This is a genomic window from Campylobacter sp. 2018MI13 (assembly GCF_018501135.1).
Classification (GTDB): Bacteria; Campylobacterota; Campylobacteria; order Campylobacterales; family Campylobacteraceae; genus Campylobacter_E.
Genome location: NZ_JAHCZC010000007.1, coordinates 1 through 23,781, shown reverse-complemented (window position 1 = coordinate 23,781; position 23,781 = coordinate 1). Strand labels below are relative to the sequence as shown.

24 protein-coding genes are annotated in these 23,781 nt (G+C 28.4%); 15 read left to right on the top strand and 9 right to left on the bottom strand.

All coding sequences use genetic code 11. From position 1 onward, the window contains the following. The first annotated feature begins 9 nt into the window (after positions 1–9). From brnQ to KJQ99_RS01485, 4 genes are all read left to right on the top strand, one after another. Entirely contained in the window at positions 10–1,344 is a 1,335-nt protein-coding gene (gene brnQ / locus KJQ99_RS01500; protein ID WP_214117263.1) for a branched-chain amino acid transport system II carrier protein, read from the top strand. Positions 1,345–1,452: 108 nt separating this feature from the next. Continuing rightward, the gene (locus tag KJQ99_RS01495; protein WP_214119946.1) at positions 1,453–2,310 is read left to right on the top strand and encodes an isocitrate lyase/PEP mutase family protein; all 858 of its coding nucleotides are present in this window, start codon (positions 1,453–1,455) and stop codon (positions 2,308–2,310) included. Between the two features lie 2 nt (positions 2,311–2,312). Further along, positions 2,313–3,389 carry a PrpF domain-containing protein gene (locus KJQ99_RS01490; RefSeq protein WP_214142580.1) on the top strand — a complete coding sequence of 359 codons (1,077 nt, stop codon included), beginning with the start codon at positions 2,313–2,315 and terminating at the stop codon, positions 3,387–3,389. A gap of 11 nt (positions 3,390–3,400) precedes the next feature. Beyond that, positions 3,401–4,531, top strand: coding sequence for a PrpF domain-containing protein (locus tag KJQ99_RS01485; protein ID WP_214117255.1), 1,131 nt, complete (start codon positions 3,401–3,403; stop codon positions 4,529–4,531). An 83-nt stretch (positions 4,532–4,614) separates the two neighbouring features. On the opposite strand, the gene KJQ99_RS01480 is transcribed toward KJQ99_RS01485, so the two are convergent. Genes KJQ99_RS01480 through rpsU form a run of 4 tightly spaced genes read right to left on the bottom strand, consistent with a single transcriptional unit; the run spans position 4,615 to position 6,326 of the window. Further along, complete coding sequence (locus KJQ99_RS01480) at positions 4,615–5,091, bottom strand: methylated-DNA--[protein]-cysteine S-methyltransferase (RefSeq protein WP_214142576.1); 477 nt, start codon at positions 5,089–5,091, stop codon at positions 4,615–4,617. After that, positions 5,091–5,654 (bottom strand): UPF0323 family lipoprotein, encoded by a 564-nt coding sequence (locus tag KJQ99_RS01475; RefSeq protein WP_214117251.1) that lies wholly within the window; start codon positions 5,652–5,654, stop codon positions 5,091–5,093. The genes KJQ99_RS01480 and KJQ99_RS01475 overlap by 1 nt, the downstream gene beginning before the upstream one ends. Positions 5,655–5,662: 8 nt before the next feature. Next, positions 5,663–6,079 (bottom strand): helix-turn-helix domain-containing protein, encoded by a 417-nt coding sequence (locus KJQ99_RS01470; RefSeq protein WP_214117248.1) that lies wholly within the window; start codon positions 6,077–6,079, stop codon positions 5,663–5,665. A gap of 34 nt (positions 6,080–6,113) precedes the next feature. Then, positions 6,114–6,326: a 30S ribosomal protein S21 gene (gene rpsU, locus KJQ99_RS01465; RefSeq protein WP_214117291.1), complete on the bottom strand. Its 213-nt coding sequence runs from the start codon at positions 6,324–6,326 to the stop codon at positions 6,114–6,116. 150 nt (positions 6,327–6,476) lie between these two features. Here rpsU and ccoG point away from each other — a divergent pair, with 150 nt between their 5' ends. The 9 genes from ccoG (at position 6,477) to KJQ99_RS01420 (ending at position 17,492) form a co-directional block, all read left to right on the top strand. Then, on the top strand, positions 6,477–7,814 hold the full coding sequence (gene ccoG / locus KJQ99_RS01460) for a cytochrome c oxidase accessory protein CcoG (RefSeq protein WP_214117245.1): 1,338 nt from the start codon (positions 6,477–6,479) through the stop codon (positions 7,812–7,814). Further along, positions 7,793–8,386, top strand: a complete 594-nt coding sequence (locus KJQ99_RS10830) for a TetR/AcrR family transcriptional regulator (RefSeq protein ID WP_214149795.1) — start codon at positions 7,793–7,795, stop codon at positions 8,384–8,386. The genes ccoG and KJQ99_RS10830 overlap by 22 nt, the downstream gene beginning before the upstream one ends. 65 nt (positions 8,387–8,451) lie before the next feature. After that, the gene (locus KJQ99_RS01450) at positions 8,452–9,591 is read left to right on the top strand and encodes an efflux RND transporter periplasmic adaptor subunit (protein WP_214149794.1); all 1,140 of its coding nucleotides are present in this window, start codon (positions 8,452–8,454) and stop codon (positions 9,589–9,591) included. Further along, positions 9,591–12,734 carry an efflux RND transporter permease subunit gene (locus KJQ99_RS01445; RefSeq protein WP_214117239.1) on the top strand — a complete coding sequence of 1,048 codons (3,144 nt, stop codon included), beginning with the start codon at positions 9,591–9,593 and terminating at the stop codon, positions 12,732–12,734. The genes KJQ99_RS01450 and KJQ99_RS01445 overlap by 1 nt, the downstream gene beginning before the upstream one ends. Beyond that, positions 12,727–14,067 carry a TolC family protein gene (locus KJQ99_RS01440; protein ID WP_214119951.1) on the top strand — a complete coding sequence of 447 codons (1,341 nt, stop codon included), beginning with the start codon at positions 12,727–12,729 and terminating at the stop codon, positions 14,065–14,067. The genes KJQ99_RS01445 and KJQ99_RS01440 overlap by 8 nt, the downstream gene beginning before the upstream one ends. After that, complete coding sequence (ribD, locus tag KJQ99_RS01435; protein WP_214149793.1) at positions 14,021–15,034, top strand: bifunctional diaminohydroxyphosphoribosylaminopyrimidine deaminase/5-amino-6-(5-phosphoribosylamino)uracil reductase RibD; 1,014 nt, start codon at positions 14,021–14,023, stop codon at positions 15,032–15,034. The genes KJQ99_RS01440 and ribD overlap by 47 nt, the downstream gene beginning before the upstream one ends. Then, positions 15,035–15,553, top strand: coding sequence for a YqhA family protein (locus tag KJQ99_RS01430; RefSeq protein WP_214117232.1), 519 nt, complete (start codon positions 15,035–15,037; stop codon positions 15,551–15,553). A 9-nt stretch (positions 15,554–15,562) separates the two neighbouring features. Next, positions 15,563–16,564 carry a uroporphyrinogen decarboxylase gene (hemE, locus tag KJQ99_RS01425; protein ID WP_214149792.1) on the top strand — a complete coding sequence of 334 codons (1,002 nt, stop codon included), beginning with the start codon at positions 15,563–15,565 and terminating at the stop codon, positions 16,562–16,564. Then, positions 16,557–17,492, top strand: coding sequence for an asparaginase (locus KJQ99_RS01420; RefSeq protein WP_214149791.1), 936 nt, complete (start codon positions 16,557–16,559; stop codon positions 17,490–17,492). The genes hemE and KJQ99_RS01420 overlap by 8 nt, the downstream gene beginning before the upstream one ends. Positions 17,493–17,611: 119 nt before the next feature. Here the strand turns inward: KJQ99_RS01420 and KJQ99_RS01415 are convergent, their stop codons facing one another. Genes KJQ99_RS01415 through KJQ99_RS01395 form a run of 5 tightly spaced genes read right to left on the bottom strand, consistent with a single transcriptional unit; the run spans position 17,612 to position 22,398 of the window. After that, the gene (locus tag KJQ99_RS01415; protein ID WP_214149790.1) at positions 17,612–19,456 is read right to left on the bottom strand and encodes a transketolase family protein; all 1,845 of its coding nucleotides are present in this window, start codon (positions 19,454–19,456) and stop codon (positions 17,612–17,614) included. Beyond that, complete coding sequence (locus tag KJQ99_RS01410) at positions 19,457–20,497, bottom strand: DUF7488 domain-containing protein (protein ID WP_214117224.1); 1,041 nt, start codon at positions 20,495–20,497, stop codon at positions 19,457–19,459. Next, complete coding sequence (locus KJQ99_RS01405) at positions 20,494–20,796, bottom strand: YbaB/EbfC family nucleoid-associated protein (RefSeq protein ID WP_214117222.1); 303 nt, start codon at positions 20,794–20,796, stop codon at positions 20,494–20,496. Before KJQ99_RS01405 ends, KJQ99_RS01410 begins: the two co-directional genes overlap by 4 nt. Further along, complete coding sequence (locus KJQ99_RS01400) at positions 20,789–22,129, bottom strand: UDP-N-acetylmuramoyl-L-alanyl-D-glutamate--2,6-diaminopimelate ligase (RefSeq protein WP_214149789.1); 1,341 nt, start codon at positions 22,127–22,129, stop codon at positions 20,789–20,791. The genes KJQ99_RS01405 and KJQ99_RS01400 overlap by 8 nt, the downstream gene beginning before the upstream one ends. Then, complete coding sequence (locus KJQ99_RS01395) at positions 22,126–22,398, bottom strand: NifU family protein (protein ID WP_214117289.1); 273 nt, start codon at positions 22,396–22,398, stop codon at positions 22,126–22,128. Before KJQ99_RS01395 ends, KJQ99_RS01400 begins: the two co-directional genes overlap by 4 nt. A gap of 104 nt (positions 22,399–22,502) precedes the next feature. Here KJQ99_RS01395 and trxA point away from each other — a divergent pair, with 104 nt between their 5' ends. Both trxA and dapB read left to right on the top strand, forming a co-directional pair. Further along, entirely contained in the window at positions 22,503–22,811 is a 309-nt protein-coding gene (gene trxA / locus KJQ99_RS01390) for a thioredoxin (protein ID WP_214117217.1), read from the top strand. A 4-nt stretch (positions 22,812–22,815) separates the two neighbouring features. Further along, positions 22,816–23,553, top strand: a complete 738-nt coding sequence (dapB, locus tag KJQ99_RS01385) for a 4-hydroxy-tetrahydrodipicolinate reductase (protein ID WP_214149788.1) — start codon at positions 22,816–22,818, stop codon at positions 23,551–23,553. Positions 23,554–23,781 lie beyond the last annotated feature (228 nt).

Genomic DNA, 23,781 nt, shown 5'->3' with positions numbered 1-23,781 from the left:
AGGAGAAATATGACAAAAATAGGAAAAAAAGAATTTTATGTAGTAGCATTAATGTTGTTTGCAATGTTTTTTGGTGCTGGGAATTTTATTTTGCCACCAAAACTAGGAATGGATGCGGGGAATAATTTTTATTTAGCGATTTTGTTTTTTTGTGTAACAGGTGTTGCTTTACCTGTTTTAGGCGTTGCTGCAGTTGCTAAAGCAGGAACATTAAAAGAATTAGCAAGTAGAGTAAATGTAACATTTGCAGTAATTTTTGTAGCAGTTATTTATATTACTATAGGGCCTTTAGTAGCAATTCCAAGAGCTAGCACTATGCCTTATGAAATAATGATTTTACCTTTTGTTGATAATGAATATAATGTATATTATTTAGCTTTTTATAGTTTTATATATTTTGCACTTAATTATTATATATGCTTAAATCCTAGCACTATGTTAGATACATTAGGCAAGTATTTAACACCGATTTTACTTATTTTAATAGCAGTATTTTTTATATGCACTTTAATTTATTCAGAAGTAAATGTTAGTATTCCTAATCAAAATTACACTACCCACCCAGTAGCAACAGCATTTGTAGAAGGCTATCAGACTATGGATGCGCTTGCTGCTTTAGTATTTGGAATTAGCGTTGTTGGGGCTTTAAAATCATTAGGAGTTACTAATAAACATCAATTATCATTACTTACTATAAAAGCAGGATTATTTTCTGGAATTATTTTAATGATAGTTTATTTTGCTTTAGGGTATTTAGGCTATGTTTATGGTAATACCTTTAAAGACGCTAGTAATGGGGCTATTTTATTATCATTAATTAGTGATGATTTATTTGGTAGTTTTGGTAGATTTATTTTAGGATTTACTGCCTTACTTGCTTGTCTTACTACTACGATTGGTTTGATTGGCTCAAGTGCTAGTTATTTTAGTAGTGTTACTAAGATTTCTTATAAAACTTGGGTTATTATTTGGGTAGTTGCTAGTTTTGTTTTATCAATTCAAGGTTTAACGCAGATTTTAAAAGTAAGCGTTCCTATATTAATAGCGATTTATCCAATAGCTATAGTTTTAATAATTTTATCTTTAATAAATAATTTAATAAATGAGAGCAAAATCATTTATAGATTTAGCGTTTATACTGCGGCTTTTATAGGAATTTTAAACGCAATTGATAGCTCAATTTTAAGCATAAACGATGAAAAAATATTATCTTATTTAGGTATAGCTAAATATTTAGAAATGTTGCCATTTTACTCATCTATGCTTGGCTGGGTTATACCTGTGATTGTTATGTTTATATTAGGATATATTATTAATGCCTTTAGTAAAAAAGATGATTTTTAATTAAATCATCTTGTTACAATTCTACACACTTATTTCTTATTAATTAACAATTAATATCAAAAATTAAAATTTTGTGTTAAGATTAAGCATTTTTTAAAAGGAGTGCTAATGAAAGCAAAAATTTTAAAAGAAGCACTTAATTCACAAGAAATTCTAGTAGCACCAGGAGCTTCTTGTGCTTTATATGCAAGACTTATTGAATTAGCAGGTTTTAAAGTTGTTTATGCTACAGGAGCAGGTATGGCAAATATGCAGTTTGGTTTTCCTGATATAGGACTTGTTAGTATGAATGAAATGTTAGAAAATACAAAGAGAATAAACGACGCTACAAATCTTCCCGTAATAGCAGATATAGATAATGGCTATGGCAATGCTTTAAATGTTTATAGAACAGCAAAAGAATTTAGCAAAAACAAAATAGCAGCAATTCAAATAGAAGACCAGCAATTACCAAAAAGGTGCGGGCATTTTGATGGGAAAAAATTAATATCTCAAGATGAAATGTGTGCTAAAATCAAAGCTTGTAAAGACGCTTTAGAATATGATACTTTAATAATTGCAAGAACAGACGCAATTGCTGTTAATGGTTTTGATGATGCTATTAATAGAGCTAATGCGTATTTAGAAAGTGGAGCTGATATATTATTTATAGAAGCTCCTACTAGCATAGAACAAATGGCAAGTCTTCCTAAATTAGTAAAAGCTTATCATATTGCAAATATGGTAGAAGGTGGCAAAACTCCAATATTAAGCAATGATGAATTACAAAAAATGGGTTTTAATATAGTTCTTTATGCAAATGCTACTTTAAAAGCTGCTATTAAAGGTATGAATGATTTATTAAATCATTTAAAAACTACAGGCAGAACAGATAATGCAGAACATTTAATGATTTCTATGAAAGAAAGAAATAGAATATGTGAATTTGATAAGTGGATGGATATAGAAAATAAATTTAAAGGATAATTATGAAAATTAAATGCAGTGTTTATAGGGGTGGCACGAGTAGGGGGCTAATATTTAACGCAAATGACTTGCCTAAAGATAAAAGCACTTGGGCTGATATATTTAAAAAATCCATTGATTGTCATAACCAAAACGCTATTGATGGGTTAGGTGGTTCTATATCATCAACCAATAAAATATGCGTTGTAAAAAGTGTAAATAATAAAAATTATGATATTGAGTGGGAATTCTTTCAAGCTGGGGTTATGAAAGATAGTATAGATAATAAAGGCACTTGTGGGAATTTAATAGCTGCTGTTGGAGCTTATGCCATTAATGAAAAGTTATTTAGTTTTGATAGGTTTGCAAGCAATGTATGTGTTAGAATTTACAATACAAATATTAAAAAAATTATTGAATTTAAAGCTAATATTAAAGATGGAGAATTTGTAGAAAAAGGTTCTAGTATTATGCAAGGAGTTTTCGGTGGTTGTGAGCTAGCTGATGTTTTTATTAAAAATGCAGGGGCTGAACAAACAGGACTTAAATATCCATTAGGAAAAATTAGCAATTTTAATGGTTATAGAGCTACTTTACTTGATTTAATAAATCCATTTTTATATGTTGATGCAAGGGAATTTGATTTAGATTTTAATTTAAATTATAATGATTTTAGTGCTTTAAAAGCTATTGAAGATTTAAACAAATTAAGAGATTTTTATGCTATTAAATTAGGTTTTGCTAAAGATGAAAATGATTTAGAAAACAATCAAGCTATACCAAAAATAGCAGCACTTTTTAAATCTGATGATAAAAGTGAATTTGATATAGGAATTAGGGTTTTAAGCCTTAGAAATCTTCACAAAAGCTCGCCTGCTAGTGGATTATATAATTTAGCCGTTGCAGCATTAGAAAATGGCACTTTAGCAAATGAGCTTAGTGGTTTAACTATGATACAAAATGGTATTCAAGATGTAAAAATTAAACATTTTTTAGGCGTAGTAGATGTTAGCGTAGAGATAGAAAGTGGTAAAATCATAGGTGTTGGACTTAAAAGAAGTGCAAGAAGAATAATGGACGGATTTATTTACATTAATTAAAAGGAGAAAATATGAAGAAATTTAAATGTAGTATTTATAGAGGCGGCACATCTAAAGCTGCTTGTTTTTATGAAAAGGATATGCCAGCAAGAGTTAAATGGGGCGAGTTTTTAGCTGATGTTATGGGAACTGCTACAAAGCAAATTGATGGAATTGGTGGTGCTGCGTCAGTAACTTCAAAAGTAGCTATAGTTGATATTAAAAATAATGAATTAACTTATACTTTCGCTCAAGTAAATATTGATAAAGAAATGGTTGATTTTAATAGTAATTGTGGAAATATTAGCTCATGCGTTGGTGCTTTTGCTTATGATTTGGGTTTGATTGATTTAAATGATTCTAAAATGTATGAAAAAATCATTATAAAAGATGAGTGTGATTTAGAAAATAAAATAATTTGCGTTAGGATTTTAAATACCAATACAAATAAATATTTAAAAGCTAGATTCAAATTAAGCGATGATTTAAAAAGTTTTGAACCAGCAGGAGATACTAAAATAGCAGGAGTGCCAAATACAGCTAGTGAAATTAAATTAGGTTTTATTAATCCTGAAGGCTCTATGAATAAAGGATTATTGCCTACAAATTCTGCAAAACAAGTTGTAAATACAAGTTTTGGCAATATTGAAATAAGTATAGTAGATGCTGGAGCAGCGCTTGTGTTTATGAGAGCTAAAGATTTATTAAGTGGCAATATATATGATGAAATTTCTCAAAACGAGCTTGATAAAATTGAAGAAGTAAGAAGTATAGCAAGTGAGCTAATTGGCTTAGCAAAAAAAGAAGAAGCAACAGCAAAAAATCCATCAGTGCCTAAAGCTTGTTTGGTTGATTTTGTGCAAGATTACACTAGCACAAGTGGTGCTAAAATATCAAAAAATGATATAAATGTATGCGTTAGAATGATGAGTATGCAACGCCCACACCCATCAATTGCAGTTACAGGAACGGTATGTATTTCAATGGCAGCAAAGACACAAGGCACATTAATTAATGAGCATTTAAGTAGCTTTTCTAATGAATTAGTAATAGCTCATCCAAGTGGGACAATTACGGGATTTATTGATAATGATAGCGTGAGTGTGATTAGGACTGCAAGATGCTTAATGCAAGGCTATGTATTTACTAGAAAAGATTATTAAGTTAAATTTCTAATTTAAATTCCTTTTTGGAATTTAAATTATGATTAAGTATTTTATAAATTAATAATGGCTTATAAAATACTTTAAAAATTATTTGATTTGATATTATTTTTTTCGTGTTTATTTAAAAACTCTTTCATATTAGACACTTCACAAGTAAATCTTCCTAGACTTTCATCAGAGCGAATTACTCTATGGCAAGGTAGTATTATTAAATAAGGGTTTTTTGATAATGCAGTTCCTACTGCACGATAGGCTTTAGAATTTATTCTATATGCTAATTCTTTATAAGTTATAGTGTTTGCATAAGGTATATTTTTAAGTTCATTTAAAACTTCTTTTGTAAAAGCAGAAAATTTATCAAGATTAAGTTTTATATTTGTAAAATCAAAATCTTCTCCCTTAAAATACTTTAAAAGTTCAGATTTTACTAATGAAGTTATTTGATTTGGTTTTTCTTTTAAAGTAGCAAGATTTGTAATATCAACTGAAATCAAATACTCATCATTAGCTTTTATTAAAACTATAAAGTTTTTAAATTTTATAATTTCAATATACATTAAGAGCCAAAACTACCAGAACTACTAGCACCACTTGTGCTTTGGCTTTTAAAAAATCCACTACTTTTTGAAGCTCCTGCACTAGGTGTGCTTTTAAAGCTATTTACACTTCTTTGATATGTGCTTGGGTTTTGATAATGTGTAGCTTTGTTTGCATTAAAATGTGAATTATTAAATAACTTATTGCCTATCCAAGAGCCAATTATTGCACCTGCTACAGAGCTTAGCAAAACTTCGCCTAATGAATGATTTGAACCAATACTTTCATTTGTTAATGAGCTTTGATTTGCTTCTATTTTTGCATTTTCAGCTTTTATTAGCTCATCCATCTCAGCCTTGCTTAATACTCTTTCATTTCCATTTAATTCTTTTAGAACTACTCTTGTTTCATCGCTTGGAAATTCATCTTTAATTCTGTATTGTTTAGGAGCATATTCTTCTATTATTAAAAATGAGCCTTTAGCTTGTTGTTGCTCTTCACCACCACAAGCACTTAATAATGAACCAGCTACAATTGCAGTTAAAGACGCTTTGTAAGTTAAGTTATTTAAATTCTTAAACATTTTTCCTCCTAAATCTTTGATAATTTTTTGTTTCTTATAAATACTTGATTGTTTTCTAGTTTTATTTTTTTACTTTTAAAAAGCCTTGATATGAGATATTTTTTTATTTTTTCACGCTTTTTTTTCTTAAATCTTAATAAATATTCATCTATTAAAATCCATTTTGCTTTTATAATTACTGGTAGATTTATTTTATTTTTTAATTCTTCGTTTTCTTTTTTTAATTCTTCGTTGCTTAGTTTTAAGATTTTTATTTGTTCTAATAGCTCATCTTTAATAGCTAAACTATTTTGTTCTGGTTCTATTAAAACATAGGTTTTATTATCTTCTTTTATTGATTTTAAAGTGCCTCTTCTAATTCTATTATAAATAGCTTCTTTGCTGATATTTAAGTATTTTGCGGCGTCTTTTACTAAGAGTTTCATTTCTAACCTTTAAAAAGGGGATAACCCCTTTTTATTAAAGCTTTGCTTCGTAATGTCTTAACATATATAGGCGTTTTAGCATTTTTTTTCTAGCTGAAATTTTTTGTTTTTTGCGAATTTCAGTCATAGGTTCAAAAAAGCGTCTTGCTCTAACTTCTGTTACGATTAGGTTACGATCAGTTTGCTTTTTGAATTTGCGATAAGCCTCGTCAAAAGATTCGTTATTATGAACTTTAATCCCTGGCACGGCAATCACTTCCTTTCGTTGTAAAATTAAAAGTGCTAATTTATAAAAAAATTGTTAATAAACAAAATATTTTTTAATTTACTATTCTTAATTTTTAAAGACTAAAATTATCTTAAAATTACAAATTAAGTTAAAATTAAGGAGAGCGTAATGGGAAATATTACAAATTATTTTAAAAAGCGGACTACATTTTATGTTTTACTTACCTGTATTATCTTTATTATTCCATTTATTAGAATAAATGGTAATCACTTATTTTTGCTTAGTTTTGATAAACAAAAATTAGATTTATTTTTCATATCTTTTAATACAAATGAGTTGTATTTAATGCCATTTTTATTAATTATGATGTTTGTATTTATTTTTTTTATTACAAATTTACTTGGTAGAGTTTGGTGTGCTTGGGGCTGTCCTCAAACTATATTTAGAATAATTTTTAGAGATTTAATACAAACTAAATTATTTAGAATTTATAGTGGCAGAAAAAATAAACAAAATAAACCAAGAAATAAAATATTTGCAAGAATTGCAAGTGTTATTGTGTTTTATCCAATTAGCTTAATTGCTGCAAGTAATTTTTTATGGTATTTTGTTCCACCTGAAGATTTCTTTACTTATCTTGACCATTTTAATGAACACTTACTTTTATTTGGAATTGTTTTATGCTTATCTTTATTTATAACATTTGATATTACTTTTATTAAAGAGAATTTTTGTGCTTATATTTGTCCTTATGCAAGAATTCAAAGCGTTATGTTTGATAACGACACAAAAAGTGTTATATATGATGAAAGTCGTGGCGGAATTATTTATAAAGATGGAGAAAAAATTATAAAAAAACCAATAGGTGGAGAATGTATAGCTTGTGAAGCCTGTGTAAAAATATGTCCAACTCATATAGATATTAGAAAAGGAATGCAACTTGATTGTATAAATTGTCTTGAATGTGCTGATGCTTGTTCAAATGTTCAAGCAAGATTTAATAGACCATCATTAATATCTTGGTCTAGCACAAAAGAAATAAAAACTAAAGAAAAACTTAAATTCTTTAGATTTAGAACTATTGTTTATATAGTTGTATTGTGTGCTATGTTTATTGGGTTAGTTTTAACGGCTGGTAGCAAAGAAACTATGCTTATGAATATAAATAGAACTACTGAATTATATACAATAAATAAAGATGAAAATTATGTTGATAATGCCTATGTTATATTATTTCACAATACTAGCAAGCAAGACCATAGATTTTATTTAGAAATATTAGATGATGATATTAGTATTTTAAAACCTAAAAAAGATTTTAGAGTTAAAGCTGGTGAGAAATTAAAACAAATTGTTATTTTAAGAAGCGAGCTTAAGAAAGTTAAAAAACATCATAAGCATATTAATATAAGAGCTTATGCCTTAGATGATGATAAAATATTTACCATAAAGGATACAATATTTATATATCCTAAGGAGAAAAAATGGAAGGAAAAGAAGAAATAATTTTAAAAGTAGCCCTTGAACTATTTTTAGAAAAGGGCTACGAAAATACAAGTTTAAACGATATTGTTAAAGTAACTGGCGGTTCTCTTGCGACGATATATAAAAAATTTGAAAATAAAAATAATTTATTTTTAAAGGCTTTAAAATTTAGGGCAGAAACTAGGTTAGAGAATTTAAAAATTATGATTTCTTCAAAAGCCAACTTGGATTTACCAGATTTTTTAAATGTATTTGGTAATGAATATTGTAATTTTTTTATAGGCGAAGATAATGCAAAATTTTTAAGATTAGTTCTTGAGAGAACTTATCAAGATATTAATTTTAAACAAGAATGTGCAAAAGCAGATAAAGATGTAATAATTAGATTTTTATGTGAAGTATTTGAGAAAAAAATTAAAAAAGAAATTCTAAATGAAATAAGTGCTTATAATTTAGCTAATTTATACTGCTCTATGATTAGAAGTAATAAGATTTTTGATTTGATTTTTAACTCTAAAGAAATCTTTACACAAGATGAATTAAGTGAGCATGTAAAAAATGTAAATATCTTATTTTTAAGGGCTTTGCGTTAATTTCATTAACTTAAATGTAATTATAATTACATCTTTCAAATTTAAAATTACAACAAGGAAAATTTATGAAAAGACTTATTAAATTAAGTTTCGTTGCTAGCTTGTTATTATTTACAGCTTGCAATGACAAGGTAGAGCAAAAGCAGCAAGAAATGCCACCTTCTATTGTAGATATTAAAAAAGTAAGTTTAGAAAATGCTGAAATTTATTATCAATATGCAGCGAAATTAGAAGCTAACAAAGATGTAGTAGTTTTGCCAAAAGTATCTGGCGAGATTAAAAAAATATTATTTAAAGATGGCGATTTTGTAAAACAAGGAACAATTTTATATAAGATTGATGATGAGCAATATAAAGCTAGTTTGGATTTAGCGTTAGCTGATGTTGGTGTTGCTAAAGCAAACTACGAAAACGCTAATACTGATTATAATAGAACTAAAGACTTATATGCTAAAAAAGCAGTTAGTCAAAAAGAATTTGATACAAAAGAAGCAGCCTTTAAAAGTGCAAAAGCTAGTTTAGATAAAGCTAATGCAGCTTATAAGATAGCTAAATTAAACTATGATTATACTAATGTAAAAGCTCCATTTGATGGATATGTGCAAGCTTCATTAGTTGATGCTGGAAGCTATGCTAATGCAAATAATACTCAATTAGTAAAAATTGTAGATCAAAATACTTTAAAAGCTACATTTTTTATATCAGATACAAATATGGAACAAATTAAAAGAAATAATAATGATTTAAAAAGTGCAAAAGCTAATTTTACTTTAAATGGTAAGATTTATGAAGGTAAAGTTGAGTTTATATCAAATTATAATGAATTAGCAAGCACTAAAGCTTATGCAGTTTTTGAAAATACTAATCAAGAATTAAGTGCAGGAACCTTTGTTAGTCTTAAACTAAGCAATATTATGCAAAATGATTCTTTTGTAATTAGTAGAGAAAATTTATTACAAGATATTGATGGATATTATGTATTTGTTAAAGACAAAAATATAACAAAACAAATTCATGTTAAAACAATTTTTGATGATGAGAAAATTGCCGTAATTGACGCAAAAACAAGTGATTTAAAAGTTGATGATGAATTGATTTTAAATAATTATAAAAAGATTTATCCTGGCGCAAAAATAGCAACTAAGGCAGAATTTGGTGCGATGATGCAAAAGCAAGCTCCTAAAGAGCAGACTAAGGAACAATAATGTTTTCTAAGTTTTTTATATATAGACCAGTATTTGCGATAGTTGTTTCAATTATAATTACTATTGCTGGTATTTTAGGAATGAAGGGTTTGCCTATTGAAGAATATCCTAATGTAACATCTCCAACGGTTAGGGTAACTGCTAATTATTCTGGCGTTGATGCAGCTACGCTTTCTCAAAATGTAGCAAGTATTCTTGAAGACGCAATTAATGGTGTTGAAGATATGATTTATATAACTTCAAGCTCAAGTTCAAGTGGTTTGATGTTTTTAAATGTTTATTTTAAGGTTGGAAAAGACCCATCAAAAGCATTAATTGATGTTAATAATAAAGTTCAAAGCGTTCAAGCAAAAATGCCTGAAGAAGTTAAAAAATTAGGTGTTAGTGTTGATGAGACTAGCTCAAATATTTTAGCTGTTGTTTCGTTTTATTCTCCTGATGATAGCCGTGATGAAACTTATCTAAGTAACTATGCTACATTAAATGTGGCTGAAGAGTTAAAGAGATTAGAAGGTATTGGTAGTGCTGAAGTAATTGGAGCTAAAGATTATTCTATGAGAATTTGGCTTGATTCAGAAAAGCTTAATAAATATGATTTAAATCCAGCTGTTGTAAGTGCAGCTATAAGAGAACAAAACTCACAATATCCAACAGGAACAATAGGTGATTTACCTATGAAAGAAATTAGTCCATTTGTTTATACAATGAGCGCTAAAGGTAAGCTTAGTAAGGTAAGTGATTTTGAAAATATCATAATAAAAGCACTTCCAAATGGAAATATTTTATATTTAAAAGATATAGCAAGAGTAGAGATAGGAACTAAAAACTATGGTTTTGCCGGACTTAATAATGGTAAAAAAATGGTTCCTATGATGATTAATTTAAAATCAGGTGCAAATGCTATAGCAGTAGCTAAAGCTGTGCAAGAAAAATTAGAAGAGCTAAGCAAATTCTTCCCAAGTGGTGTTGCTTATAGTATGCCTTATGATACTACTGATTTCGTAAAAGATAGTATAAGCGAAGTTGTTCAAACATTTGTTGAAGCTATTTTACTTGTTTTAATAGTTATGTATATGTTCTTAAAAAACCTTCGTGCAACTATTATTCCATTAATTGCTGTGCCGGTTTCTTTACTTGGAACTTTTGCTTTCCTTTATGTTTTTGGTTTTACAATCAATCTTATTACATTATTTGCTTTAGTTTTAGCAATCGGCATTGTTGTTGATGATGCTATTGTCGTTGTAGAAAATGTTGAGCGTGTGTTTAGAAGTGGTATTACAAAAGATGTAAAAGCAGCTACTAAAATGGCAATGGATGAAGTAACCGGACCTGTAATTTCTATCGTTTTAGTATTAAGTGCGGTATTTATTCCTGTATCATTTTTAGATGGATTTGTAGGGCAAATTCAAAGACAATTTGCAATTACTCTTGTAATTTCTGTTTGTATTTCAGGTTTTGTTGCATTAACGCTAACTCCTGCATTATGCGGTATATTATTAAAAGACCATGAAGATAAGCCTTTTTATTTAGTTAAAAAATTTAATGACTTTTTTGATTGGAGTATTAATATTTTTGGTAGTGCAGTTGCAAAAGTTTTAAGACATGTAATTCCAAGTTTAATAGTGGTTGCTATATTCTTTTATGGAATTTTTGCCTTACTAAAAATTATTCCTAGCTCTCTTGTTCCTAGCGAAGATAAGGGTGCTGTATTGGTTTTATCACAATTAAAATCTTCTAGCAACCTAGATAAAACTCTAGCCTTTAATAATAAAATCTATGATATGGTTAAGAATAATCCTGCAGTAGAAAGTATGATTTCTTTAAATGGATTTGATGTAGAGAGTTCAGCTCTTTCTCCAAGTGCTGGAATTTCATTTATTACATTAAAAGATTATAAAGATAGAAAAGATTTAGGTATTAATGGAGATAGTGAAAATTTAGCTAATACTTGGATGAAAAATATGTGGCTTGACCCTGATGGTTTTGCATTTTTCTTAAATCCACCACCGATTATGGGGCTTTCTTTAACAGGCGGATTTGAAATGTATGTGCAAAATAAATCAGGTAAAAGTTATGAAGAAATTAAAAAAGATATAGATACTTTACTTGCAGCAGCATCAAAAAGACCTGAATTAACTCAAGCAAGAACTACTTTAAACACTGATTATCCTGAGTTAAAAGTAAGTGTTGATGAGAAAAAAGCTAAAATTTTAGGGCTTAGTTTAAGTGATATATATTCAAATTTAAATTTAATTTTTGGTTCTGTTTATGTGAATGATTTTACTGCTTTAGGTAAAAATTTCCAAGTAAATGTAAGAGGCGATGAAGAATTTAGAAATAAAAGAACAAGTCTTGAAAACATTTATGTTAAAAATAGTGAAGGCAAAAGCATATCTTTAGCTAGTGTTGTTGATATTAAGCCAAGTGTAGCAGCGTTTTCAGTAACTAGATTTAACCTTTTCCCAGCTGCAAAAGTTACAGCTTCGCCAGCTCCAGGATATACTAGTGGAGATGCTATTAATGCTATAGTTGAAGTATTTAATGAAACTATGAATAAAGATGAATATTCTTATGCTTGGGCAGGAAGTTCTTATGAAGAAGTAAATGCTAGTGGTAGTGGTTCTACTGCATTTGCATTAGGTATGGTATTTGTATTTTTAATACTTGCAGCTCAATATGAAAGATGGTTAATGCCACTTGCAGTAATTACAGCAGTTCCTTTTGCAGTATTTGGAAGTTTAGCAGCAACTTATTTAAGGGGTATGCAAAATGACATATATTTTCAAATAGGTTTATTATTGTTAATTGGTCTTAGTGCAAAAAATGCTATATTAATTGTTGAATTTGCTATGGAAGAAAAATATAAACACGGCTTAAATACTTATGATGCGGCTATAAAGGCGGCAAAACTTAGATTTAGACCTATTATTATGACTTCTTTAGCGTTTGGTTTTGGTATTTTACCTTTAGTATTTAGCGAAGGTTCAGGTAGTGCTGCTAGACACTCACTTAGCACAGGGCTAGTTGGTGGTATTATTATAGCTTCTAGTATATCTATTTTATTTGTGCCTTTATTTTTCTATTTACTAGAGAGTTTAAATGATAAGGTTTTTAAAAAGAAAGGAAAGCAAATTAATGAATAAGCTTTTAATATCAGCAATCGCAGCTTTATTTTTAGCTGCTTGCTCTAGTGTTAATAATTATGAGCTTAAAACTCCAAATAATTTAGATAATAATACTAAATTTGAAATTAAAGATTGGAGAAGTTTAGGTAATGATGCAAATCTTAATCGCTTGATTGAGATTGCTATGGAAAATAATGAAGATGTTAAAATGGCTATTAATAATCTTTTAATAGCTGAATCAAATTTAGTAAGTGTTGGCATTAAAAGAGAGCCTAGTATTAATCTTGGCATTAATGCAAATGAGAGATTAATTAAACACCAAAAGCCAACTTACGGACATTCTTTAGGTCTTAATTTATCTTATGAAATAGATTTATTAAATAAATTTGGTAAGGCTAAAGATAACGCTATTTATAGTGCTAATATTAGCGAATTTGATGTAGAAAATACTTATCAAACTATTGGATTTAGTATTGCAAAACTTTATTATCAAGTTGTAGCAACTAATAAAAAAATAGAAATTTTAGAAGACTTTATAAATAGCTATGAAAAAACTTTAAAATTAAAAGAAGAACAATATAAATTAGGCTTTATTACAAAATCAGTTCTTTTACAAACTAAAGAACAATTTACTCTAAATCAAACTAAATTAAGAAGTTTAAAATTAGAAAGAGATTTGTATATTAATTCTTTAGATATTTTAGTTTATGGATTAAATCAAGAAAAAGAACCAATTAAATTTGCTAATAACTTAATAGAAGATTTTGTTATGCCAGCTACTATACCAAGCTCTGTTATGACAAATCGTCCTGATATAGCAAAAGCAATTTTAGATGTAAAAATAGCTCATAATAATGCAAAAATTGCTTGGGATAGCTTTTTTCCAACCTTTACAATAGGTGCTGGTGTTAGTTGGAGTGGAGATACACATAATGTATTTTCTGACCCTGTTGGCTCAATTACTGCTAGTTTGTTACAACCTTTATTTAATTTAGGTGATGTTGATGAGCAAGTAATTAGAGCAAATTTAGCTCAAGATAATGCAGTATTAGGCTATGAAAAAGTAGTAAAAACTGCGTTAAAAGAAATAGAAGATGCTATTTTAAAATATAATAATGCCGAAGTTAAATTAAGAGATTATGATGAAATAGTAAAACTAGAAGAAGAAATTTATGAGTTTAATAAGCTTAAATTTAATGAAGGAGAAATCAGCTTTTTAGAATTCTTAGATAGCGAAAGAGCTTTACAAAATAGCTTAATAGAGCAAATTGATTTAAAATTAGGCAAGATAACTGCAGGAATTGATGCTTATAAAGCTATTGGAGTTAAAAAACTTGAATTTAGGAAGTGATTTTTATATGAACCTAGCCTTAAAAGAGGCTTGGAAATATCAATTCTTAACTTATCCAAATCCTGCCGTAGGTTGTCTAGTATTAGATAAATACGGCAAGATTTTAAGTATTAAAGCACACCAAAAAGCAGGAACATTTCACGCAGAAAGATTATGTGTGAATGAAATCTTAGAAAAATATGGAAAAGATGCTTTAAAAGATAGTGTTTTTTATGTAACTTTAGAGCCTTGCAGTAAGCAAGGTCGCACTCCACCTTGTCATGAATTATTAATAAAATATAAAGTTAAAGAAGTAAATATAGGCTCAAGTGATAGTTCTCAAAATGGTATAAATGAATTAAGACAAGCTGGAATTAAAGTAAATCTTGGAATTTTACAAGATGAATGCGATAAATTAATTGCTCCATTCAAATTCTGGCTAGATAATAAGCCTTTTGTTTTATTTAAATTAGCAATTAATCTAAATTATAACAATGAAGGTAGTATTAGTAATGAGTATTTAAGGACATATTTTCACGAAATTAGAACTAATATAGATTATTTAATAATTTGTGGCAATACTTTAAGACTTGATAATCCTATGCTTGATGCTAGATATTCTACTAGCAAAAAAGCACCTAATTTATTAGTATTTTCAAAATATTTTCAAGATTTAAATTCTAATTTTAAATCTCTAAATATTTTTAAAACTAATAGAGAAATTATTTTTGGTAAAAATCCTTTAAAATTAAAAGATGAATTGCAAGAGCAAAATATTAAATTTGTAATGATTGAAGGCGGGTTTAATGCCTTAGAACTTTTCAAAAATCAAATAGATTGGTTGTTTTTACAACAAAGTAATTTTACTTATAAAAATTCAAATAACTTTAAGTTAAGTTTAAGTCATATTTATCAAAGCACTACAAAAGATTTTTATAATAAACCACACGAATACCAACAATTCGGATTTTATGAAATAAGGGAATAAATGTTAGAAAAATATTTTGAAAAATTCCTAGTAAATTCTAGGTTTATTACAATCTTACCTGTTATTTTTGGTCTTTTAGGTGCTTTTATGTTATTTTTTATTGCTAGTTTTGATGTGTATAAGGTCATAAAAGTTACATATACTTATTATTTTTTAGGTGCTGATATTGATATTCACGAAGAAGCTGTAAGCACTATAGTTGGAGCTGTTGATTTATATTTAATGGCTTTAGTTTTTTATATATTTTCTTTTGGAATATATGAATTATTTATAAGCGATGTTGAAGAATTTAAACAATATAAACAAAGCAAGGTTTTAGAAGTTCATAGTTTAGATGAGCTAAAAGATAAGCTTGGTAAAGTTATTATTATGGTTTTAGTTGTTAATTTTTTCCAACACGCACTTAATTTAAAATTTAGCTCAAGTATGGATATGCTTTATTTAGCAATCGGTATTATGTGTATTTGCCTTGGATTATGGGCTTTACATAAAAGTGATAATAAATCTAAAGAACACTAAGGAGCAAAGATGATATTTATAGATACTTGTTTTGGAAAAAAAAGTGATGTTATGCCTATTTGGATGATGCGTCAAGCAGGTAGATACCTAGCTGAATACAAGGCTACTCGTGCTAGAGCAGGAGATTTTTTAAGTCTTTGTAAGGATTATAAATTAGCTAGTGAAGTTACGCTTCAACCAGTGGATATACTAGATTTTGATGCGGCTATTATATTTTCAGATATTTTAGTAGTGCCACTTGAGATGGGCTTACCACTTAGATTTGAAGCAGGTGAAGGTCCTGTTTTTGATGAGATAATATCAAGTGAAATTGATGTAGAAAAATTAAATATAAATGCAGCTAATAAATTAACTTATGTTTATGACGCTATAAAATTAACTCGTGAAAAATTAGCTTCAAATAAAGCTTTAATAGGATTTTGTGGTGCTCCTTGGACTTTAGCAACATATATGATAGAAGGAAAAGGCTCTAAAACTTATGCAAAAAGCAAAAGAATGATTTATGAAAATCCAGCCTTAGCACATAAATTATTAGCAAAAATTACTGAAGTTTTAAAAGAATACTGTGAAAATCAAATAAAAGCAGGTGCTAATGCTATTCAGATTTTTGATAGCTGGGCTAATGCGCTTGAGCCTAGTGCTTATTTGGAATTTGCTTGGAAATATATTCAAGATTTAGCAAGTTATTTAAAGACAAAATACCCACATATTGCAATAATTGCTTTTCCTAAAGGAGTAGGTGGTTTTATTGAATGCTTGGATGCAAAAATTGATGTTTTAGGTGTTGATTGGAGCACTCCACTTCAAGTAGCAGCAAAAACTCCTTATGTATTACAAGGAAATCTTGAGCCTTGCAGACTTTATAGCAAAAAAGCTATAAAAGAAGGCGTTGAAATCATAAAAGAACTTACAAAAGGTAAGGCTCATATATTTAATTTAGGGCATGGAATTTTACCTGATATTCCAGTAGAAAATGTAAGATATTTAATAGATTGTGTAAGAAATGCTTAGTTTAATATCTCTTGGCGGGACAATTTCTATGCGTAATTTAGGCGAAGGAGCAATTCCTAGCCTAAATGCTGATGATTTAACAAGTTCATTTAAAGACATTAATGCAATAACTTTTAGCAATATCTCAAGTCCAAATATAACTTTTTCAATGTTAATTGAAGTTTTAAATCTTGCAAAAGAAGAGATTAAAAAAGGCTCTCGTGCTGTAATTATTACTCAAGGAACTGATACTTTAGAAGAAAGTTCATTTTTTTGTAATTTATTTTGGGATTTAGATGAGCCACTAATTTTTACAGGTGCTATGAAAAATCCTAGCGAGTTAGGAAGTGATTATCTAGCTAATATTAGCAATGCAATTACTCTAGCAAATAGTGAGTTAGCAAGGGGTTTAGGTGTGCTTTGTGTATTAAATGATAGTGTTCATTCAGCACAATTTATCCATAAAAGCAATTCATTTAGTCTTGAAACTTTTACAAGTTTTAATCGTGGCTTGGTTGGAGAGATTAAAGAAGGTAGGTTTTATTTATTTAATAATAATTATAAAAGGCTAAAACTAAAGCCTTTAAAAGAAATTACTAAAAAAGTAGCCTTACTAAAAATGTGCCTTGATTTTGACAATGATATGCTTGAATATGCTTTAAATAATTATGATGGTTTGGTAATTAGTGGCTATGGAGCAGGGCATGTAATGGCTAGAGCTATGCCAATTATTCAAAAAGCAAATATTCCAATAATTATGACAAGTAGATGTGAAAGTGGTAAAGCAGGTCTTAGAACCTATGCTTATGCTGGAGCTGAAGTTGATTTGATTAAAAATGGTGTAATTATGAGTGAATATTTAAGTGATGTTAAGGCTAGAGCTTTATTAATTAGTGCTTTATCTTTAGGAATTGCAAATATAAAAGGTATGATTGAAGAATTGATTTAAAGGTAAATAAATTGCCTTTAGTTCTGTAGTGCTAAAATTAGATTTTTATTAATTAGTGCTTATCTTTATAAATTACAAATAGAAGAATTGATTTAAAGGCAAATAAATTGCCTTTAAACTTATAGTTTTTCTTTTATTTTTTCTGCATCAAATCCAAAATATTTAAATACATCCTTTTCTTTACCACTAGCGCCAAAACTATCCATTATGAAAAGTTCATCGCAGTATTTATATAATTCATAAGACCTTGCAGCTTCTATTCCGATAATCTTGCCTTTTAATAAAGATTTATCAAATTCTTTATCAAATAATTCAAAGCAAGGCATACTTAATACATTTATATTTTTATCTTTTGCAACTTCAAGTGCGAGTGCAACTTCACTACCACTTGCAATTATTGTAGCTTCTGCATTATCGCTATATTTTATAAAATAAGCTCCCTTGCTAATATCAGGAATACTTGTATTTAAGCTTGGAAGTGCTGAACGACTAAGTGTGAATGCACTTGGATTATTTAGCTTTAAAGCCACTTGCCAACAAGCTATATTTTCAGCCATATCAGCAGGACGGAAAGTGTATAGATTAGGAATATTTCTAAGAGTGCTGATTTGCTCAATTGGTTGATGAGTTGGACCATCTTCTCCTACTCCTATGCTATCGTGTGAAAATACAAAAAATGCTTTCAAATTCATTAAAGCCGCTAATCTTATTGAAGGCTTTAAATAATCACTAAATACTAAAAATGTAGCACAAAACGGATGCAAACCATATCTTGCCATTGCATTTATAATTGCACCCATTGCATGCTCACGAATACCAAAAGCTATATTTTTACCACCATTTCTAATATCTGCATAATCTTTTAGATAAGTTTTATTTGATGGTGCTAAGTCTGCTGAACCACCTAAAAATGTAGGAATTTGTTTTGCTATTTCGTTTAGACAAGCGTGGTTGCTATCTCTTGTAGCGTAATTTTTACTTAAATCAAGTTTAGAAAAATCCACATTTAAATCTTTTTTGCCTTCTAAATAAGCTATAAATTCTAATTGTTCATCACTAAATTTATTTGCTTTATCCCAACTTGCAAAATACCCATCACTTCTTTTACACATTTTCTCAAAGCCATTTTTAGCTTCGCTATCTATATAAAACTCTTCTTCATTCCAATTAGCAGCTTTTTTAGCTTTTAAAGCTAGTTCAGCACCTAGTGGTGAGCCGTGAGTTTTCTCGCTTCCTTCTAATTCACAAGCACCTTTTCCAATCTTGGTTTTAGCTATGATAATACTTGGACGCTCAGCATTTTTAGTCATTTCTAAAGCCTTGCTAATTTCATCAAAATTATGCCCATCAATAGTATAAACATCAAAGCCAACGCTATTAAATCTAGCCTTTATATCATCACGAAATGCTTGTTTTACATCGCCTTCAATACTAATTTCGTTACTATCATAAATTAATACTAAATTATTTAAATTATGAACATTTGCTAAAGAACAAGCCTCATAGCTAATTCCTTCTTGCAAATCCCCATCTCCACAAAGGCAGTATATTTTATGATTTAACGAATTATTTAGTTTGCTACTAGCAAATTTTGCTGCCATTGCGAAACCAACAGCATTTGCAATACCTTGACCAAGTGGGCCTGTATCTATTTCTACTCCGTGAGTTTTAATCTCAGGATGCCCTGCTGCAAGTGAGCCTAATTGGCGAAAATTTTTAAGCTCATCAAGACTTAAATTAAATCCACTTAAATGTAAAAACGAATATATTAAAGAACTTGCGTGTCCGCCTGAAAATACTAATCTATCACGATTTATATGATTTTTTGTATTTAGATTAATTTTTGTGCTAAGCACTGCTAAAATATCACTAAGTCCCATTGCTACGCCTGGATGACCACTATTTGCACGATTAATCATATCTACACTTAAAAATCTTAAATTATTTGACATTTTTTCTAACATTTATTTTCCTTTGTTAATTGTTATAAAGAATTGAAAATCCCCGTTTTTATTCTCGTCTTTAATATATCTTTGAATTAATATATTTAAAACACCGCTTTGTTGAATTTGTTTATTAAAATCTGCTTTAGTATTTACTATTACATTATTTACTCTTAGGATTTTATCTTTTAGCTTAAAGCCTAAATTTTTATTTGAAATTCCTATTACATTTAGATTATTATCTAAAGTTATTCCTAAAGAATTTGAAATCTGTTTTTTAACAATTGCTTTTTTTGTTGTAAATACTGGTTGTTCATATATTTTAGGACTTACAACAGAGCTTATATTAATTTCTTCATTATCTCTTAAAACTTTTAAATAAATAGTGCTTTGATTTTCTGCAAAAAGTATTCTTTCATTTAATGCTCTAAGTGATTCTATAGGCTTATCATCTATGCTTAAGATTTCATCATTTAATCTTAAGTTGCTATTAAAAGTAATACCACTTACAAAATATCTATCCCCTCTTTGAGTAAATGTAGCACCAATATCGCCCCAATAAACATCATTATATTTTTTAAAATGATTTAAATAACGATTGCCTATGAATTCTCCATTTAATAAACTAATACCCAAAACCTTGCAACAAGGAGAATTTAATAAACCAATTTTTGTATTAAAATCAAGTTTATCTCTTTCAAACAAACCTTGAGCTAGATATTTTAAATGTCCTATATACTCTTTTTTAGCATCAATAATTCCTAGCCAATCATTTCTAGTTCTTGTTGTTTCATCATCTGTGATTGGCTTTATTAAAGAAAAATCAGTCCTTACTAAATAAAGATTTAAAAATGGGTCGTATTTAATGTATGAATTTAATTTTGTATCAGGTAATTTTACTACAGCTAAAAGATTTTCATCTAACACAAAAGCAGGTAAGCCTTCGTAATTTAACATACTTGCTTTATTTTTTTCATAACATGCTAAATAATCATCAAATGTAGGTCGCTCTACGCCAAATAAGGTCGCTACTAACATTAAAGATAATGCAAGTTTTCTCATTTTCCTGCCTTAAAAAACATATCAGCCGCAGCATTTTTTGTACTTGAACTTGCACTTTCTAATGCTTCATTTAGTGCAGAAATTAATAATATTTGCATAGATGATTTGTCTTTTAATAATTCATCATCTATTTTTATATCAATTACTTGAAATTTTCCATTTACTTTAACTTCTACCATTCCAGCACCACTTTTTGCTACAAATTCTTTATTTGCTAATTCGTTTTCAAATTCTTTAGCTTTATTTTGGACATCTTGCAACATTTCTTGCATTTTAGAAAAATCAAAATCTTTAAACATATTCACCTTTCAATCTAATTTTTTCTTCATAATTGTGTATTTCATCTAAGCATTCAAGTGCTACTTTTTCATCTAAAAATGGATATTTTACACCTTTTATTTCTTGGTAATCTTCATCACCTTTACCTAAAATCATAACACATTCATTTTTATTTTGAGCTAAAAGTGCTTTATAAATTGCTAATCTTCTATCAATTACAATATTTATATTTTTTAATTCGTTTTCGCTTAAGCCATCTATCATATCTTTAAGAATTGCAATGGGTTCTTCATCTCTTGGATTATCACTTGTTAAAAATAAAGTTTTTGCATAATGACTAGCTATTTTTGCCATAGGAGTTCTTTTACTTTTATCGCGATTACCACCTGCACCTAATACTACTATTAATTCTTTATGCTTCATTGCTTCTAACACATTAGCAATTCCATCTGGAGTATGGGCAAAATCTACTATTATTTCTTTATTATATTTATTAGGAATGCTTTGCATTCTTCCCATTACCCCTGCATAATTAGCAATAGTATTAGTTAAATCATCTTTATTAGGTTTTACCAATTCATTAACACAAGCAAAAGCTGCAAGAAGATTATAGATATTAAATAAGCCTTTTAAAGAAGAGCTAATCTCATAAAGCTCATTTTTAACAGCAAAAACTGCTTCAATACCATCAATTAATGTATAAGCTTTTACACTATATAAAGCAGGATTTTCTATACCATAAGTAATAGCACCTTTTACATTATAAGAAAATTTATAAGCATCTTGATTTATTATTTTTAAGCATTCATCTTGAAAAAAACTTGCTTTACAATTTGCATAATTTTCAAAAGTTTCGTGAAAGTCTAAATGGTCTTGAGTTAAATTAGTATAGATTTTAGCAGTGAATTTCATATCTCCACAGCGATTTTGTGCAATTGCGTGAGAGCTTACTTCCATTACAAAATATTCGCAATTATTTAAAGTTGCAATTTGTAAATACGATAATAATTCTAATAAAAATCCTGTTGTTAAAGATTTTGCCGCAACTTTTTTATCATTACAAAATGCCCCACGAGTTCCACATAAAAATACTTTTTTACCTAAATCAAGCAATATAGAATAAATTGCAGCAGCGGTAGTGGTTTTACCATTTGTGCCTGTTATACCTATAATTTTTATATTTTCATTGATTTTTAAAAGTTCTCTTGCTTTTGCTTCGTTAATTACTAAAGCACCTTTAGATTTTGCATCGTTTTCGTATTTGGAATTTGAATTAGTTAGTAAAAAATAACAACCTTTTTCACATTCATTTGAATTATCTGTTATGTAAGAATTATCTAAATTAACTTTCATAGTTTTTCAAAAGCTTCCTTTCCACCTTCAAGATTTATTAGCGAAATATTGCTATCAATTTGTTCTTTTAAAGCCCTTTCAAGCCCTAATTTTAAAGTGGTATTTGCAGCAGCACAACCATGACAAGCACCAAGTAATTTTATATAAACAACCCCGTTTTTAACACCCAAAAACTCCAAATCACCACCATCATTATGAAGTATGTGAAGCTTTGATTTTAGGACATTTAAACAAGGTTCAATTAATTCTTCATCACTAAATATCATAATTTTTCCTTATTGTAATTTGTGTTATTGTGCTTTAATAAAATAAATATTCATTAACTAAGTTAGATGATAATTTTTATTTACAAATATTTTTTTAGGAGAATAAAATGGCAAAAGAATTAACAAGTGAAAATATTAATTTAGCTAAAAAAGGCGTTGCTTTAGTAGATTTTTGGGCACCATGGTGTGGACCTTGCAGAATGCTTGCACCTGCTATTGAAGAATTAGCAAATGAATTTGAAGGTAAAGCATTAGTGGCTAAGGTTAATATTGATGATTGTGAAGAATTAGCTGCTGAGTTTGGAATTCGTTCAGTTCCTACTATGTTATTTTTCAAAAATGGCGAAATAGTTGATACAGTAATTGGTGCTCAAGCAAAACAAGCTTTAGCTGATAAATTAAACTCACTATTATAATAAAATGATAAATCTAGCAGTATTTGGGGCAAATGGTAGAATGGGTAAGGAGCTAGTAAAACTAGCTTTGGCTGATGAGAATATTGATTTAGTATATTCTTTTACTAAGGAAAATAATGATTATAATGAGCTTTTTAAAGCTAATGTTATAATAGATTTTTCTACTCCTGCTGCTAGTGTTGAGTTACTTGAAAAAGCTAGCTTATTAGATAATCCACCAGCTTTAGTTGTTGGAACTACTGGGCTTAAAGATGAATATTTTAAAAAAGCTACAACTTATAAAGGTAAGTTTTTTTGGGCTTCTAATACTTCATTGGGTGTTGCAATATTAAATGAACTTACGAAAATTGCTGCACTTGCTTTAAAAGAATTTGATATAGAAATTTATGAAAAACATCATAAGCATAAAGTTGATGCTCCTAGTGGAACAGCTCTAACATTAGCAAAAAATGCACTTGAAGCTAGAAATAAAGCTTTAAATAAAGAGCATAAGATTTGCTTTAATAGAGAAGGCAAAAGAGAAGATAACGAAATAGGTTTAGTAAGCCTTAGAGGTGGAAGCGTTGCAGGGTATCATAGTGTTGGATTTTATGGAGATGATGAAAGTATAGAATTAATTCATAATGCAAATTCTAGAGTAATATTTGCTAAAGGTGCTATTAATGTAGCAAAATGGCTTATTACTAAAGAGAATAAAAATTATTCTATGAGTGATTTTGTAGGTGAATTATTAAATAAGTAAATTATAAAAATATATTTTATTTTTAAGATTGCTTATAAAATTTACAATTAGTATTGCTTAATAACGAATAAAAATAATACCCTTAAACAATACAGGTTCAAAATTTATAATCGTTATTTGAGCTTAATTTTTACAATATAAGTGATTTATAAAAAGGGCTTTTGCTTTATAAAATGTTTTTAAAATCCTTAAAATGTAATTTAATAATTTTTGTAAAACCTTCTAAAT